Source organism: Streptomyces solicavernae, from assembly GCF_029968095.1.
Classification (GTDB): domain Bacteria; phylum Actinomycetota; class Actinomycetes; order Streptomycetales; family Streptomycetaceae; genus Streptomyces; species Streptomyces solicavernae.
Window position 1 is genome coordinate 159,248 of the sequence record NZ_JASCIR010000003.1, and the last position, 17,269, is coordinate 176,516.

The 17,269-nt window shown below is 73.0% G+C and carries 9 protein-coding genes; 1 reads left to right on the plus strand and 8 read right to left on the minus strand.

All coding sequences use genetic code 11. The annotated features are described in order from the left end of the window. Nucleotides 1-200: 200 nt before the first annotated feature. Nucleotides 201-1,775, minus strand: a complete 1,575-nt coding sequence (gene guaA, locus QIS99_RS05585; RefSeq protein WP_282511063.1) for a glutamine-hydrolyzing GMP synthase — start codon at nt 1,773-1,775, stop codon at nt 201-203. Nucleotides 1,776-2,272: 497 nt separating this feature from the next. On the opposite strand from guaA, the gene QIS99_RS05590 reads away from it, so the two are divergent. Further along, nucleotides 2,273-2,620 (plus strand): chorismate mutase, encoded by a 348-nt coding sequence (locus tag QIS99_RS05590; RefSeq protein ID WP_282511065.1) that lies wholly within the window; start codon nt 2,273-2,275, stop codon nt 2,618-2,620. Nucleotides 2,621-3,517: 897 nt separating this feature from the next. Here QIS99_RS05590 and QIS99_RS05595 read toward each other — a convergent pair. From QIS99_RS05595 to QIS99_RS05625, 7 genes are all read right to left on the minus strand, one after another. Beyond that, nucleotides 3,518-5,311 (minus strand): GMC oxidoreductase, encoded by a 1,794-nt coding sequence (locus tag QIS99_RS05595; RefSeq protein WP_282511067.1) that lies wholly within the window; start codon nt 5,309-5,311, stop codon nt 3,518-3,520. Between the two features lie 73 nt (nt 5,312-5,384). After that, on the minus strand, nt 5,385-7,040 hold the full coding sequence (locus tag QIS99_RS05600) for a succinic semialdehyde dehydrogenase (protein WP_282511069.1): 1,656 nt from the start codon (nt 7,038-7,040) through the stop codon (nt 5,385-5,387). A 135-nt stretch (nt 7,041-7,175) separates the two neighbouring features. After that, entirely contained in the window at nt 7,176-9,047 is a 1,872-nt protein-coding gene (locus QIS99_RS05605; RefSeq protein WP_282511071.1) for a serine/threonine-protein kinase, read from the minus strand. Between the two features lie 107 nt (nt 9,048-9,154). Continuing rightward, nucleotides 9,155-10,813 (minus strand): serine/threonine-protein kinase, encoded by a 1,659-nt coding sequence (locus QIS99_RS05610; RefSeq protein ID WP_282511073.1) that lies wholly within the window; start codon nt 10,811-10,813, stop codon nt 9,155-9,157. A 160-nt stretch (nt 10,814-10,973) separates the two neighbouring features. Then, a complete protein-coding gene (locus QIS99_RS05615; RefSeq protein ID WP_282511075.1) occupies nt 10,974-12,704 on the minus strand; it encodes a serine/threonine-protein kinase in 1,731 nt (576 codons plus the stop codon). Nucleotides 12,705-12,788: 84 nt separating this feature from the next. Continuing rightward, nucleotides 12,789-15,035: a protein kinase domain-containing protein gene (locus QIS99_RS05620; protein WP_282511076.1), complete on the minus strand. Its 2,247-nt coding sequence runs from the start codon at nt 15,033-15,035 to the stop codon at nt 12,789-12,791. A 144-nt stretch (nt 15,036-15,179) separates the two neighbouring features. Beyond that, on the minus strand, nt 15,180-17,189 hold the full coding sequence (locus QIS99_RS05625; protein ID WP_282511077.1) for a serine/threonine-protein kinase: 2,010 nt from the start codon (nt 17,187-17,189) through the stop codon (nt 15,180-15,182). Between the last annotated feature and the right edge of the window lie 80 nt (nt 17,190-17,269).

The following is a 17,269-nucleotide window of genomic DNA, read 5'->3' on the forward strand; positions in this document are numbered from 1 at the left end:
GTCGTGGAGGTGAGGGCGTCAAACGCACGAGGTCGAGCCGACCCGAAGTGGTACGGACATACATCGAGGACGAGACGTACCTGGCCGTGCAGATCTGGAAACCCGGAGAGCCCCTCCGTACCGTCAGGCGGACGTAGGGGCTCTCAACAGGTGGACCTACAGGGGACCTACAGGGGACCTACGGGGGGACCTACGGGGGGTCACTCCCACTCGATGGTGCCCGGCGGCTTGCTCGTGACGTCGAGGACGACGCGGTTCACGTCGGCCACCTCGTTGGTGATCCGGGTGGAGATCCGCGCCAGGACGTCGTACGGCATACGCGTCCAGTCGGCCGTCATGGCGTCCTCGGACGAGACGGGGCGCAGGACGATCGGGTGGCCGTAGGTGCGGCCGTCGCCCTGGACGCCGACCGAGCGGACGTCGGCGAGGAGGACGACCGGGCACTGCCAGATCTCGCGGTCGAGACCGGCGGCGGTCAGCTCCTCGCGGGCGATGGCGTCGGCCTCGCGCAGCAGGTCGAGCCGGTCCTTGGTGACCTCGCCGACGATACGGATGCCGAGGCCGGGGCCGGGGAACGGCTGGCGCTGCACGATCTCGTCCGGCAGGCCCAGCTCCTGGCCGACCATCCGGACCTCGTCCTTGAACAGCTGCCGCAGCGGCTCGACGAGCTCGAACTCGATGTCCTCGGGGAGGCCGCCCACATTGTGGTGGGACTTGATGTTCGCGGTGCCGGTGCCGCCGCCGGACTCGACGACGTCCGGGTAGAGGGTGCCCTGGACCAGGAACGCGACCTCGGGGCCGTCCTCCTGGAGGATCTCCAGCTGGGCCTGCTCGAAGACGCGGATGAACTCACGGCCGATGATCTTGCGCTTGGTCTCCGGGTCGGAGACCCCGGCGAGCGCGGTCAGGAAGCGCTCGGACGCGTCGACGACCTTCAGGTTCGCGCCCGTCGCGGCGACGAAGTCCTTCTCGACCTGCTCGGTCTCACCCTTGCGCATCAGGCCGTGGTCGACGTACACGCAGGTCAGCTGGGAGCCGATGGCCTTCTGCACGAGGGCCGCGGCGACCGCGGAGTCGACGCCGCCGGAGAGGCCGCAGATCGCGCGCTTGTCGCCGACCTGCGCGCGGATCGCCTCGACCTGCTCCTCGATGACGCTGCCCGTGGTCCAGTTCGGCTCGATGCCGGCGCCGCGGTACAGGAAGTGTTCGAGGACCTGCTGGCCGTGCGTGGAGTGCATCACCTCGGGGTGGTACTGGACTCCGTACAGCTTCTTCTCGTCGTTCTCGAAGGCCGCGACCGGCACGACGTCCGTGGACGCCGAGACCGAGAAGCCCTCGGGGGCGGCGGAGCAGGCGTCGCCGTGCGACATCCACACGGACTGCTCGACCGGGGTGCCCTCGAAGAGCGTCGAGCCGGCCCTGGAGACGTGCAGCGGCGTACGGCCGTACTCGCGCGCGCCGTTGTCGTCGACGGTGCCGCCGAGGGTCTGGGCCATCAGCTGGAAGCCGTAGCACATGCCGAAGACCGGGACGCCGGCCTCGAAGAGCGCGCGGTCGAGGCGCGGGGCGCCCTCCGCGTACACCGACGAGGGGCCGCCGGAGAGGATGATCGCCGCGGGGTTCTTGGCGAGCATCTCGGCGACCGGCATGGTGCTCGGGACGATCTCGCTGTAGACCCGGGCCTCCCGCACGCGGCGGGCGATGAGCTGGGCGTACTGCGCACCGAAGTCGACGACCAGGACGGTGTCGGGGGCGGCAGATGAGGGTGAAGACACTGCTGGCACTGCGGCGGCCTTCCGGCGGTGGGGAGGGGGTCTCTACTTGTCGATTCTAACGGCGCGCGGGAGTGCGCCTTCGTCGCTCCGTCCGAACCGCCTGCCCCAGGTGTCTCCGGGCCGCCTGCCCGGGGTCTGCGGGCCGCCTGCCCCGGGGTCTGCGGGCCGCCTGCCCCGGGGGTCTCCGAACCGCCTGCGATCCAACGGCATCCCGCCTGCCCCGGGGCCTCCGAGCCGTCTCACCATCCGAACCCCGGCCCTGCCCGCCTTGACCGGCCGGGCGCCGATGCGGCAATACTGTCCCCGTGAACAAGCAGACCTTCGCGTACGTCGCGTTTACCTATGGCACCCGGCCCACCGGCTGCCATGGTCGTGCTGCTTGATCCACTGAAGCGACTTCCCAGGCGCCCCGGGCCGACAAGGCTCCGGGGCGTCTGTCGTTTCCGGGGCCGGTCCCCCGGGGCGCACCGTGCACCACGAGAACCGGAGCCCCGATCATGACGACCCTCACCACCGCCACCCCGGCCCCCGCCACCCCGGCCACCGCCACCCCGGCCCCCGCCGCCGCTCCCGCCGAGCGCACCGGCGCCCACACCCCCGAGGCCGCCGAGATGATCGGCGGCGAGCGGGAGCGGATCGACGCGCTCGACGACCGCATCATCGGCCTCGTACAGGAACGCATGGCCGTCTCGGCCGTGATCCAGGAGTCCCGGATCACCTCGGGCGGCCGCCGCGTCAACCTCTCCCGCGAGATGGAGATCCTCGGCCACTACAGCGACGCCCTCGGCAAGCCCGGCACCGCGCTCGCCATGACGCTGCTGGAACTGTGCCGCGGCCGGGTCTGAGCGCACGCCCGTCGCACCCCCGCCGGGAGCCGGACCTGAGTTCGGGTGCGCTCTCACCCGTACGGCGCGTGACCGGTGCGCGGCGGGCTTCGTTGGTCCCGATGTCCGTGCCAGCCAGGGGCGGGCCCGAAAGAACCACGCGTGGCTCCGCTGGAGCGATGAGACGTACGGATGGTGCCGTGCGTCGTGGGACCTCGCTCCAGAGTGACCGGACGGCAGGGGACAGCAGCCCGGTCACGAGGGAAAGATTGGTCGGCCCCGGGGACGCCCGGGGCCGGCCGACGGTACAAAAAGCCGTGCCGACGGCACGAAAGCCCGGCAGCACAGCACGATAGCCCGGCAGCTCTGACCAGAAGTGGCCGAAACGGTTGCGCAGGCCCCGGATCATCCAGCACGATGCGTACCAGGCGCCTCCCCGCGCCCCACTCCACAACTGAATTGCCAATGGTCGAGACCACTTGAGCGCTCCGTGTGCGCCGGGTCTCCGCCCGGCTCCCCAGACCAGCGGCGCACCCCCCGGCGCCGCCCCGCGGCACCGACGCTGCCCTGACGTCGGCGCCGCCGGCCAAGGGCCCCGCAGCTCGCACTCTGCGGGGCCCTTCGCCATGCCCGAAGACCGGCAAGCCCCGCCCGGAGACCGGCAAGCCCCGCCCGACGGCCGACACGACCGGCACGGCCGACGCGACCGGCGCAACCGCCACGCATACGTGATCCACATCACATAAAGATTCTGCGAGCCGGGGCGCAACCATGCACTCCCCTCACAGGTCATGCATGCGTAACAGCGCCCGCACTCCCGTGCGCGACAAGGGACCTGCACTCGGAGGGGGGTGCAGGTCCCTTGTCGTACCCCGTACGGCGTACGGCGCACGGCGTACGGCGGACGGGGTACGGGAACTACGGCTGCTTCTTCGAGGGCACCGTCGGCACGCCGAGGAAGGGGAGCTTCAGGGCGCCGAAGGCGTCCGCGGGGACCGTCGGCGACTTCGGTTCCACGGCCCCGATCCGCTCGTACCCGGCACCCTGGGCGGGGCGCTGGTCGTCCTCGCCCTTGTTCGGCCAGAACGACATGGCGCGCTCGGCCTGGGCGGTGATCGTCAGCGACGGGTTGACGCCCAGGTTCGCCGAGACCGCGGCGCCGTCGACGACCGAGATGCCGGGGTGCCCGTAGAGCCGGTGGTACGGGTCGATGACGCCGCGCGCCGCGTCGGCGCCGATCGGGCAGCCGCCGAGGAAGTGCGCGGTGAGCGGGGTGCCCATCAGCTCGCCGATGTTGGACCCGGCGAAGCCGTTGATCTCCCTGGCGAGCAGCGAGGCCGCCTCGGTGGCCGCCTGGATCTGGTTGGGGTTGGGCGCGCCATGCCCCTGACGTGCCGTCAACAGGCCCTTGCCGATCCCCTTTTCCTTGCGGTACGTGGTCAGGGAGTTGTCCAGGGACTGCATGACCAGGCCGATGATGGTCCGCTCCGACCAGCGCCGGTTGGACAGCGAGCGCGCCGCCTGGAGCGGGTGCCGGACGCAGTTGGCCAGCCAGGCCGCCACCCGCCGTGAGCTGTACGGGACTTGGAGGACGGTCATGCCGCCCATCGCGTTCGAGCCCTTGCCGTAGCGCACCGGCTCGATGTGCGTGTCGCCGTCCGGGTGGATGGACGACGTGATCGCGACGCCCTGCGTGAAGTCCACCTTGGCGACGCCGTGCCGCTTCTTGTAGCGGCGGTTGTCGGTCTGCGCGCCCACCAGGGCCTCGGAGTTGGTGCGGGTGAGGTCGCCGAGCCGGTCCGAGATGTGCGGCAGCAGGTTGCTGTCCTTCATGCGGTGCAGGAGCGTCTGCGTGCCGTACGTACCGGCGGCGATCACCACGCGCTCCGCGCGGAAGACGCGGCCCTTGCCCTTGCGCTTGTCGTTCGTGGGCAGCGTCGCCACGGCGAAGCCGCCGCGGGAGTCCTCGGTGACCGAGACGACCGAGGTCATCGGGTGGATGGTCGCGCCCGCCTGCTCTGCGAGGTGCAGGTAGTTCTCGTTCAGGGTGTTCTTCGCGCCGTGCCGGCAGCCCGTCATGCACTCGCCGCACTCGGTGCACGCCTTGCGGGACGGGCCCGCGCCGCCGAAGTACGGGTCGGGGACCTCGACGCCGGGCTTGGCCTTCGCGTCGCCGGTCGCGTCCTTGCCGTCGCCGTAGAACACGCCGACCGGCGCCATGTGGAAGGAGTCGCCGACGCCCATCGCCTCGGCCGTCGCCTTCAGATGTACGTCCGAGGGCGTCATCGTCGGGTTGAGCCGCACGCCGAGCATCCGCTGCGCCTGGTCGTAGTGCGGCTTCAACTCCTCCTGCCAGTCCGTGATGTCCCGCCACTGCGGGTCGTTGAAGAACGGCGCGGGCGGTACGTACAGGGTGTTGGCGTAGTTCAGGGAGCCGCCGCCGACGCCCGAACCCGCGAGGACCATCACGTTGCCGAGCAGATGGATGCGCTGGATGCCGTAGAGGCCGAGCGCCGGGGCCCACAGGTAGTTCTTCAGGTCCCAGGAGCTCTTCGGCAGTTCGGCGCGGGTGAAGCGGCGGCCGGCCTCCAGGACGCCGACGCGGTAGCCCTTCTCGGTCAGGCGCAGGGCGGAGACGCTGCCGCCGAAGCCTGACCCTACGACCAGGACGTCGTAGTCGTACGCGGAGTAGTCGCTGTCGTCCAGCGCCATCGCTCGTTCTCCTCGGATGCGTGTGCGGGCTGTGTGTGGCTGATCGCGCAGTTCCCCGCGCCCCTGAAGGCGCTCAGCGCAGGCGGAACGCCTTCATCGCGCGCAGGCTGCGGCTCATGAACGCCGCGTACTTCTCGTCGTCCATGCCGAAGGACGGGGCCATCGGCATGATCCGCTGGGTGGCCACGGTCTGCGCCTCGGTGTACTTGAGGATGCCCTCGGAGCCGTGCCGGCGGCCGAGACCGGAGTCCTTCATGCCGCCCATCGGGGACTGCACGCTGCCGTACGCCGGGGCGTAGCCCTCGTTGACGTTGACCGTGCCGGTGCGCAGCCGGGCGGCGACGGCGCGGCCGCGACGGCCGTCCTTCGTCCACACCGAGGAGTTCAGGCCGTACGCGGTGGAGTTGGCGCGCTCGACCGCCTCGTCCTCGTCGCTGAAGCGGTAGAGGGAGACGACCGGGCCGAAGGTCTCCTCCTCGCACACGGCCATCGGGGCCTCGACGCCGTCGAGGATGGTCGGCTCGTAGAAGTACGGGCCGATGTCCGGGCGGGCCGTGCCGCCCGCGACGAGCGTGGCGCCCTTGGCGACGGCCTCCTCGACGTGCCGCGTCACCGTCTCCAGCTGCCGCTCGCCGACCAGCGAACCCATGTCGGCGCCGTACGCGAGGGACGTGCCGAGGCGCATCGCGCGGGTACGGGCGGCGAAGCGGGCCACGAACTCGTCGGCGATCGACTCGTGGACGTACAACCGCTCGATGGAGATGCAGAGCTGGCCCGCGGACGAGAAGCAGGCGCGGACGGCGCCGGCGGCGGCCTTGTCCACGTCGGCGTCCTGGAGGACCAGCATGGCGTTCTTGCCGCCGAGTTCGAGCGAGACGCCGACCAGGCGGGCGGCGGCGCCCTGGGCGACCTCGCGGCCGGTGCGGGTGGAGCCGGTGAACGAGACGTAGTCGGCGCGCTTGACCAGCTCCGGGCCCACGACCGGGCCTTCGCCGAGCACGACCTGGAACACCTCGGCCGGAAGGCCCGCCTCGACCAGCAGGTCGCGGGCCCACAGGGCAGTCAGGCAGGTCTCGGTGTCGGGCTTCATCACGACGGCGTTGCCGGCCACGAACGCCGGGAGCGCGTCGCCGACGGACAGCTCGAACGGGTAGTTCCACGGCGCGATCTGCCCGACGACGCCGCGCGGCACCCGGTTCTCGACGACCTTCGTGAGCGTCGGCACGGCCCCGGTGTGGCTGCGCGAGCGCAGGTACGAGGGGGCCTTGCGTCCGTAGTGCCGGGCGGCGACCGTGACGGCCTGCACCTCCTCGTGGGCGTGCAGGCGGGCCTTGCCGGTCTCCAGCTGGATCAGGTCGAGCACCTCGGCCTGGCGGGCGAGGACCAGGTCGTGAAAGCGGAGCAGGACCGCGGCGCGCCGGCGCACGGGAGTCGCCTCCCACGCGCGCTGCGCGGCGCGGGCCCGCTCGAAGGCGCGCTCCACGTCCGCGGGCGTGGACTCGGGCAGGTCGGCCAGCTTCTCGCCGGTGAACGGCGTGTGGTTGGCGGTCCGCCCGGATCCGACGACGTCACGGGTGAGCTGGGCGATCAGCTCGGGCGTGACCACATCGACTGCGGTACGCGCGCCCGCGGGCGCCGGAGCGATGGGGTTGGTGCCGATGTCCTTCGTGCCGTGCGCGTCGTCCTGCGTGTCGTTCGTGCCCTGGGCGGGAGCCTGCGAGTCCGTCATGGGCGTGAGCGTACGACCCCGGAAACCTTTTGGGTACCCGTCGGTAACGAGGTTTCACGGAGTGCGCACATCGCGCCAGTGGCTGCTGGCAGCAAAGGGGCTGATCAGGGGCGTTGTCGGGGCAACGGCCCGCCTTCAGAGCTTCTTGATGTCGATGTGCTCGATCACGGACCGGGCGACCTCCCGGCCGCGCGCGGTGAGGTCGCCCTTGCCCGGGTAGTCGATCCAGACCTTGTACAGATCGCCGCTCTTCGTGACGTAGTAGAAGATCCGCAGCTCACGCGGCAGCTGGACATCGCTGTTCGTGGGCGCGTCCGCCGTGTACGTGATGAGGTTCTCGGCGGCCTTCCGCTCCTTGTACGTGGTCTCGGTGACCTTGCTCTTCGCGGCGGGGGCGTCGTCGTCCGAGCTCTCGTCGATCACGCTCGACGAGAGGTCGCCGTTGACGTCCTGCTGGTCCTCGTACGCCCCGCCCGGCGCCGAACTGGGTACCTCGTCCTCCTCGGCCTTGCGGTCCAGGTCGACGGTGATGTGCAGGGCGGCGCTCGGGTCGCTGAACTCGAAGAGGGTGCCGTCGTCGCTCTCGTCCTGCGGGAGCTGCACGTACGCGGCGGGCAGCCGCACGGACGCGTCGATCGCCTTGAGGTCGTGGCTCTTCCACTCCTCCGCGTCCGCCACCGACCCCGCGAACGGGTCGGCGATGACCAGGGCAGCCGTGGCCACCGAGGCCAGCACCACGGCCACGCCCGCGAGCAGCACCTTGCGGCTGACGCGGACGCCGTCGACCGGGCCGCGGGCCGTGCCGGCCTGCTGCCCGCGCGTGGGCGCGGGCGGGCGCGCGGCCGCCTCCAGGAGCAGGCGGATCTGCGGGGCCGGCGGACGCTGGTTCGGGTCCTTGATCAGCAGCCGGTTGATCGCGTCGGCGAGCGGACCCTTCGTGGCGTTCGGCGCGGCCGGGGTCGCGTTGATCACCGACTGGAGCGTGGCCGGGGTGTTGTTGCGGCGGAACGGCGAGACGCCCTCCGTCGCCGCGTACAGGACCACGCCGAGCGACCACAGGTCCGAGGCCGGGCCCGGACGCTGCCCCAGCACCCGCTCGGGCGCGATGAATTCGGGCGAGCCGACGAAGCTTCCGGTGTCCGTCAGGTTGGTCTCGCCCTCGATCTGGGCGATGCCGAAGTCGGTCAGGACGACGCGGTCGTGACGGCCGAGCATCACGTTGTCCGGCTTCACGTCGCGGTGCAGGACGCCCGCCGCGTGCGCCGCCTCCAGGGCACCCAGCACCTCCAGGCCGATCCGCGCGGCCTCGGCGCCGCTGAGGGTGCCCTCCTGCAGCGCGTCCCCGAGGGAGCGGCCCTGCACGAACTCCATGACGATCCACGGCTGGCCGTCCTCGACCGCCACGTCATGCACGTTCACCACGGCCGGGTGGTCCAGCTTCGCCGCGGCCCGCGCCTCGCGCCGCATCCGCTCGAAGGCGTTGGCCCGCTCCCGCTCCGGCAGGTGGTCCGGGATGCGCGGCTCCTTGACGGCCACCTCGCGGTCCACCGTCTCGTCCTTGGCCCGCCACACGGTGCCCATGCCGCCGTGGCCGAGCTTGGAAAGCAGGCGGTAGCGGCCCGCGATCAGTCGGCCCGCGCCCGGCTCGGGCTGCGCGGGCTGCTGCGGCGCCGCCTGCGTGGGGATGGCGTGCGGCTGCGGGGGCGGAGGCGAGGTGGGGGCGGCCGGGGAGGGCGGGGAGGGCGGGGAGGGCGGGGAGGGCGGGGAGGGCGGGGAGGGCGGGGAGGGCGGGGAGGGCGGGGAGGGCGGGGGCTGCGCCCCGCCCTGGCTTCCCTGGCCCTGACCGCTCCGGCCGTGCGCGGCGGTGTCCTGCTGGGCGTGCTGCTGTGCGTACGGGGGGCCGGGGGTGCCGTACGGCCCCGGGGCGCCCGGCGGGGGCTGCGGCGGCTGCAGCCCGTAGCTCGTCGGGTCGTTCGGTCCGTAGGGCGTTCCCCCGTGGTTGCTCATGAGTCCATCCTTATCCCGGCGCCTGTCCATCGTTCCACCCAGGTACGACAGCGGTCACTGACCCGTGACCAGGACAGTCGGGTTCAGCGGCTTATGGGGGTTTTGACCTAGGGAGCCGGTGTGAACGTGGACAGCGCGCGGTCGAGGTGGCCCCGGGCCTCCTGGGCGCGGCCCACCGGGGCCGACACCGACAGCTCGTACATCCGCCCGGCCTCCTCCCACGCCACGTGCACCTCGCGGCGCGCGCCCCAGCCGTCGTCCGGGCCGTCCCAGGTGAACTCCCAGCGGGCGGCGGGATGTCCGTCGTGCCGGGTCCCGGAGGCCGCGCCCGCGCGGTACCCGGCGTAGGTGCGCGGCCCCCGCTCGTGCGCCTCGCGCAGCGCCCCGAGCGGCCCTCCCGGTACGGGCTCCGCCTCCCGCACCCCGATCCGGACGGCCCCTTTGGGCGAGCCGTAGAGGATCCGCGGCGCCTCGGCCTCCCGCACGTACCCCTCCGGCACGGCCAGGGAGAACCCCGCCGGGTCATGCACCAGGCGGTACCCGGCGGGTGCGGAGCCGGTGCCGGTCGGCACCCGCGTCACCGTGACCGTGGGCGTGGGCGTGGGCGTGGGCGTGCGGCTGGGCGTGTGGCTGGGCGTGTGGGTGCCGAGCGTGTCCGACGGGTGCGGCCTGCCGTCGTCCCGGTCGGCGTCCCCGTCGAGCAGCAGCACCCCCGCCGCCCCGGCGCCCGCGAGCACCGCCACCAGGATCCCGGCGAGCAGTGCGGCACGCGCGCGTGGCAGCCGTTTCCGCCGCCACGCGCGCGTGGTGCCCGCCGCGCCGACCGTACGGCGGGTGCCCGCCGGGACGGCGCTGCGGCGCGGGACGGCGGTGCGCAGTGGCGCGAGGGCGGGCGGGAGGCCGCGCCGCCCGGGTGCGTACGGGACGACGCCCGTCTCCACGTACGCCCGAAGGAGCCGTTCCGCCTCGGCCGCGTCGATCCTGCGCTCCGGGTCGCGCTCCAGGAGCCCGCGTACGACCGGGAGCAGCGGGCCCGCGGCGCTCGGCGGGTGCAGGTCCTCCATCATGACGGCGGCGATGATCCCGCCGAGGGTGTCCCGCTGGAACGGCGACCGGCCGGTGAGCGCCGCGCACAGCAGCACGCCGAGCGACCACAGATCGCACTCGGGACCGGCAGCGCCGCCCGACATCCGCTCCGGCGCGGTGTACTCCGGCGAGCCGACGAACGAGCCGTGCTCAGTGAGCGTCGAGGCCCCGGCGACCTGTGCGATCCCGAAGTCCGTGAGCACCACGCGGCCCGACGCGGCCTCCATCAGGACGTTGCCGGGCTTGAGGTCGCGGTGCAGCACGCCCTCGCCGTGCGCGGCGCGCAGCGCACCGAGCAGCGCGAGGCAGAGCCGCGCCGCCTCCTCGGTGCCGAGCGGGCCGTCCCCGTCGAGCCGGTCGGCGAGCGAGCCGCCCTCGATCAGCTCCATCACGATGTACGGGCGCCGGTCCTGGACGAGCACGTCGTACACGACGATCACGTGCGGGTGGTGGATCTGCGCTATCGTCCGCGCCTCGCGCAGGGTCCGCTCGCGCAGCTGCCGCGCCTCGTCGAAGGAGAGCGAGGGGTCGAGGACGACCTCCTTGACGGCCACCTGCCGGGCAAGGAGCTCGTCCGTGGCACGCCAGACGATCCCCATGCCGCCCCGGCCCAGTTGCTCCCCCAACCGGTAACGGCCCGCTATCAAGCGGCTGTTGCCCCGCTCGCTCGCGCTCGCCATGACTTCATCATGCCGCACACCCGTACGGTCAATCCCTCACGTCACGACGGACTGCCGCCGAGGCTATGGGTGTCGGCCACTCTGCTTATGACTCCAGGTCACCGGCGCTCATGGCTCCAGGTCACCGGCGCTCATGGCTCCAGGTCACCGGCGTGCGCCGTCACGGCCGCCAGCCGCGCAGCACATGCTCGAACTGCCGCCGGGTCTTCTCCCAGTCCGCCGCCGGTCCGGCCATGTAGATCGCGTACTCGGTGCCGTCCTCCGCAATGTAGAACTGGTCGATCGCCCGCCGCTCGCCCTTGCCGACGCCTTCGGTCTCGGTCCAGCTGAACTCCCAGATGGCGCCCGGGTTTCCGCGGAAGGTGTTGGACTCCAACCGCACCCGCTCGTACGTCGGCAGCCGCCCCATGCCCTGCTTCTCCAGATCGATGACGTGCACATACGAGTTCTCGTGCGGAGGCGTCTTGCTGATGCCGATGCGCAGCAGGTGGCGGCCGTTGTCCGGGGTGTAGTCGATCTGGTCGCCGAAGGTCTGGCGCTTGAAGTCCGGCGGCAGGAGGAGGCTGAAGCCCGCGACGTCGTCCTTGACGCGCACCCAGTCATCGGGCACGGCGCCGGCCGTGCGCTCCTCGCCGCCCCGCGTACTGCCCGGGCCCTGTGCGCCGCCGCGGTCGGCGAACTCCAGGATCCCGAACGCCGCGCCCGCGCCGACCAGTCCGGCCGCCACGACCACGGCAAGCGCGGTACGCCAACGCCGCCGGGGGCGCTGCGAGGTCGGGGGCGGAGTCGGGGTCGGCGTCGGAGTCGAGGTCGGCGTCGGAGTCGAGGTCGGGGGTGTTTCGGCTGGTACGGGTGCCGCCACCGGTGCCGGTGTGGGAGGCGGAGTGGGAGCGGGCGTCGGCGTGGGCATAGGCGTGGGCGTGGGCGTCGGCGTGGGCGTGGGCGTCGGCGTGGGCGTGGGCGTCGGCGCGGGGAACGCGTTGGCCGGTGGGCTGTCGTACCGCCGCGTGGCCACGTACTCCTGGGCCGCCGACGGCCTGCGCCCCTCCGCGACCTCCGCGAGCAGCTGCTCGGCCCGGTCCGCGTCGGGCCGCACCTCCGGGTCCTTGCCGAGCAGCGCCGCGATCACCGGCGCGAGCGGACCCGCGTGCTCCGGTATGCCCGGCTCGTCCACCACCACGGCCTGCATCGTGGCCAGCGGCGACTGCCGGCGGAACGGCGAGTACCCCTCGACCGCAGCGAACAGCAGCACGCCCACGGCCCACAGGTCGGCCGCCGGACCCGGATCGGCGCCCCGTACCCGCTCGGGCGCCAAATAGTCCAGGGAGCCGACGAGTTCACCGGTCCTGGTGATCGTCGAGTCGCCCTCGATGGCCGCGATGCCGAAGTCGGTGAGCAGCACCCGGCCGTCGCGCGCGAGCAGCACATTGGCCGGTTTCACATCCCTGTGCAGCACGCCCGCCGTGTGCGCCGCGCGCAGCGCGCGCACCACCCACGCGCCGATCCGCGCGGCCTCGACCGGCTCGACCCGCCGGCGCCGCTGCAGCGCGTCCGCGAGGGAGCCGCCGTCGACCAGCTCCATGACGATCCAGGGCCGCTCGTCGTACTCGAACACGTCGTGCACCGTCACGACCGCCGAGTGATTGATCCGCGCCGCCGCCCGCGCCTCCTTCTGCGTACGCGCGAGGAGCACCGCCCGGTCGGCCTCGGAGACGTAGAGCGCGGCCGTCAACTCCTTGACGGCGACGGTGCGGTGCAGCACCTCGTCGTGAGCCCGCCACACCTTGCCCATGCCGCCGCGCCCGAGGCACTCGGCGAGCCGGTATCGCCCCGCGAGTACGTCGCCCTGTGCCGTGCCTTCGGTCTGATCCACGATCCCCCGCCCGTCCATCTCCCGGCCAAGCGTAGGGAACGCGCCGCACCGTCCGGAAGCCGGTGGTGCGTTACCGGGTCCGGGGGCGAGCCGGGGTTCCGCTCACCTCTCCGGGCGGTACGCGGCGACCGCCTGCTCGTGCAGCCGCGTGACCTCGTCCCGCTCGGACTCCGGGCCCTTCACGAGGACCACGTGGTACCGCCCGTCGATCAGCAGCGCCGCGTTGCGTACGTACACCTCGGTGCCGTCGTCGTCCGTCCAGGTGAACTGGCCCTCGGCGCGCACCTGTCCGCCGACCTCGATGCGGCGCATGCCGGTCGACGTGGCCCACGTCGAGTCCCGGAACGGCTGCAGCTCGGCCTCGCGCTCCCGCTGGTAGTAGAGCGGATCGCTGCTGCTGCCCGTGGCCTTGTCCCGCCCCGGCACGACGATCAGCTCGAACGCCCCGTCCGCGTAGATCACTTGGCCGCGCCCGGTCGGGCCCGTGCGCTGCCAGCCCTTCGCCACCGCCACGCGGAAGCCCTCGGGGTCCTTGCGCAGCTCGAAGCCCTCGGGGATGTCGGGGTCGCGAGGGCCGCCGGGGCCGTCGGGGTCGTCGGGTTCGTCGGGGTTCGAGGACTGCGGGTCGGGGCGCTGCGCGGTCGGCGACTCCGCGTTGCCGTCGCCGGGGCCGTCCTGCCCGCCTTCGTCCGGCTCGGCGGGCGCCGAACTCGCCGGGCCTGCCTGCCCGGTGCGCCCGCTGCCGTCGGAACCTTCGCTTCCGCCCGGCTCGGCCTTCGGCATGAACAGCACGGCGTACGCGATCGCCGCCACGAGTCCGAGCAGAATCAGGGCGAGCAGCACCCGGCCCAGGCGCTTCGGGGCCCGCCCGTTCCCGGCACGGGCCGTTTTCGGGGCCGGCCGTCGGGGCTCGTACGACCGGTACTGCTCCTGGAGGTCCGCCGAGACAGCGCCGGTCGCCCCAGCCGCCTCGACCGGCTGCGCCCCGCGCCGGTGCCGGCTCTTGTGCCGCCCGGCCCGCCGCCTGCGGACCAGCTCGCCCCGGCGCCGTACGACGGGCAGTTTCGTGCGGTCGAAGGGCGGCGACGGCACCACGTTCCGGCCCGCCTCGGGCTCCGGCGCCGACCGGACGAGGGAGCGCAGCCAGCCGCGCAGCTCCTCGAAGTCCGGGCGCTCGGTGGGGTCCTGGCGCAGCAGCGACTCCACGACGGGACGCAGCGCCCCGCACTCCTCGGCGAACGCGGGCGGCTCCCCGCACACCAGCTGCACCAGCTCGTACGCGCTGTCCTCCGGGTACGGGGCATGCCCCTGCACCGCGCGGAACAGCAGCGCCCCGAGCGCCCACAGGTCGGTGGCCGGCCCGACCGGCGCCGCCAACTGCCAGTTCTCGTGCACCGGCCCGGCCTGCTCGGGCGCCCAGCGCTCGGCGACCGCTCCGACGACGTTCATCCGCGCCTGGCGCGCGCGCTCGGCGGCCAGGGGGGTGGCAGGGCCCTTGGGCCGGCGCTCGTCGGGCCGCGCCGCCACCCCGTACGGGTCGGCTATGCGGCCGGGAGGTCCCGGCACGGCCTCCCGGCGCGGCCCCGGCACGTCCGGCGCCGCGGCGGGCCCGGCACCTTCCGCCGGGCCGACGTCCGATGCGGCGTCGGATACGACATCGGATGCGGCATCAGATACGGCAACGGATACGGCAGCGGACACGGCCTCCGGGACCGGGTCGTATCCGCACAGCGCCTCCTCCGCGGCGCCCGTGGCGAGCCCGGTGAGCATGACGCGGCCGTTGTCGCAGACCAGGACCGTCCGCATGGTGATGTTCCGGTGGACCCAGCCGTGCGCGTGCAGCGCGCGCAGCGCGGTCAGGACCTCGGAGGCGACCTCCGCCGCACGGTACGGCGTGAGCGGCTTCTCGGCGATCAGCGCGGCGAGCGGCAGCGCCGCCACCAGCTCGCTGACGATCCACAGCGAACCGTCCTCCGCGAACACGTCGAAGACCTGGTCGAGGCGCGGGTGGTCGGGGATCTGCGCGGCGGCCTGCGCCGCCTCGATCGCCCGCCGCACGGCCGGATCCGCGGGCCTGCGGATCCGGTCGTGCGACCGCCCGCCGCCGTACCCGCCGTACCCGCCGTACCCGCCTTCGTACCCGCCGTACGCGTCCTCGTGGCCCCGCGCGTACGCCCCCTCTTCGACCACTTCCGCGTCGACCGTCTCCGGCAAGGGGATCTGGCGGACCAGTACCTCCTGCCCGCTGAACGTGTCGAAGGCGCGGGTCTCGGCGAACTCGTACGCGTCCGAGGGCGGCAGCGGCAGGCGGTAGCGGTCGGCGAGCACCCGGCCCGCATAGTCGTCCACGTCGCCTCCCCGTCGGCGCGCAGCTCAACACCCCTGCGCCGAACGCCGTATCACTCCCCGAACACTCCCCGAACCTTCACGATACGTGGCCCCGGCCGGGCCCGCCGCGGTGTCTCGGCAACCGGGCCCGCGCACCTCGGGGCTTCAGTCCTTGGGTTCGAAGGTCTTGAAGGCCGTTTCGCGCAGGGTCTTGCACTCCTTCTCGTCCCACGCGCCGGCCTTGCACGTCACCATGATCGAGTAGCCGCGGTCGGCGTCGACCTTGAAGCCCCGGTTGAGGACCCGCACCCGCTGACCCTGCTGGTCGCGCTCGAACTCCCAGTCGGCGACGGTCGGGTAGCCGTTGAACTCGACCTCCGTGATGCGGATGTGCCGGTAGTTGGGCATGCTCCCGCTGACGGCCTGCCTGAGCTGGCGCCAGGCGTCCGCCGCGTCGTTGCCCGGGTGGCGGTTGAAGTCGACCTGGACGCGCGGGAATCCGCCGTTCTCGCTGTAGATGGCGCCGGAGTTCTGCCCGGCCGTGCCGGTGCGGCGGAACTTCTCCGGCATCGCCATGGCGAACATGAACGGCCCGCTCGACACCTGCTCGTACCCGGCCGGAATCCCGTCCTCCGTGGCCCCGTCGTCCTTGCCGTCGTCCTCGCCCCTGCCGGAGTCCTCGCCGGTGCCCTTGCCGTCGTCGGCCTCGTCGTCGTCGGCCTCGCCGCCGTTGCCCTGGTCCGCGCCCGGGTCCGGGTCGGCGGGCTTGTCCTCGCCCGCGCCCTTGCCGTTGTCCTGGCCACCGCCGGAACCGGCCGAGGTGGACGCCTCGTCCTTGGTCCCGCCCTGGCCCGACGCGCCCCCGTCGCCGTTGAACGCCACCGCGAACACCGTGCCGAGTACGGCCAGCGCGACCACCACCGCCACGACGAGCAGCGTCCGCTTCGGCACGACATCGGTGAGCGCCGCACGCGTGGACACGGCCCCTCCGCCCCCGCCCGAACCGGAGCCGCCCGTACCGGAGCCGCCCGAACCGGAGCCGCCCGTACCGGACTCACTCGTACCGGAGTCGCCCGTACCGGACGCGCCTGTACGGGACTTCGACGCGGCCGCCGACGCCGCCGCCGCGTTGCGCACCGACCGCAGCGCGCCGCGCAGCCGCTCCGCCGCCGCGTCGCTGCGCCGCGGGCCGCTCTGCCCGGGCGCATCGGCCGCATCGGCCGCACCGGGTGTCCCGGCCGCACCGGGCGCCTCGGGCAGCGGTACGACGCGGGTCGCGGAGACCGGGTCGTCGGCGGGCTCCACGTCGTCCTCGGGGGCGTGGATCACGTCGTTCAGGAGGGCCCGCGCGCCCTTGTCGTCGAGCCGCAGGTCCGGGTCCTTCTCAAGCAGCCCGTAGATCACCTTCTCCAGGCGGCCCGCGTTGCGCAGCGGTTCGAGTGACTCGGTCATCACCGCGGTGAGCGTGGCGATCGCCGACCCCTTGTCGTACGGCGGCACCCCCTCCACGGCCGCGTACAGCAGACCGCCGAGCGACCACAGGTCCGCCGCGGGGCCCGGCTTGTGGCCGCGGGCCCGCTCCGGCGAGATGTACGAGGGCGCGCCGACGAGCATGCCGGTCGACGTGATGGACGGGTCGCCCTCGACCTGCGCGATGCCGAAGTCCGTGAGGACCACCCGGCCGTCGTCCTTCGCGATCAGCACGTTCGACGGCTTCACGTCCCGGTGCAGGATGCCCTCGCGGTGGGCGGCGCGCAGCACGTCGAGCACGGCGAGGCCCACCTCGGCGGCGCGGTGCGGCGTCAGATGGCCGTCCCGGCGCACCACTTCGGCGAGCGAGCTGCCCTCGATCAGCTCCATCACGATCCAGGGGCGGTCGTCCTCGTTGACCACGTCGTAGACCGTGACCGCGCCGTTGTTGCGGATCCGGGCGATCGCCTTGGCCTCGCGCAGCGTGCGCGTGATCAGCCGGCGCTGCTCGTCCTCGTCGATGGCCGAGGGGAAGCGCAGCTCCTTGACGGCGACCGTGCGGCCTAGCGTCTCGTCGACCGCGCGCCAGACCGTGCCCATGCCGCCGCGGCCGAGCATCTCTCCCAGCCGGTACCGACCCGCGAGGAGGCGCCCCTGGGCCTCCTCGGCCTCCTGGGTCTCCTGCGGCTGCTCAGCCTCCGACATGCGTCCCCTCTGCAATCAACCCGCCCTGGCAGAGCGTCCATTGTCTCTCATGCCCGGGGTCGGGGAAGGCCCGGGTCCGC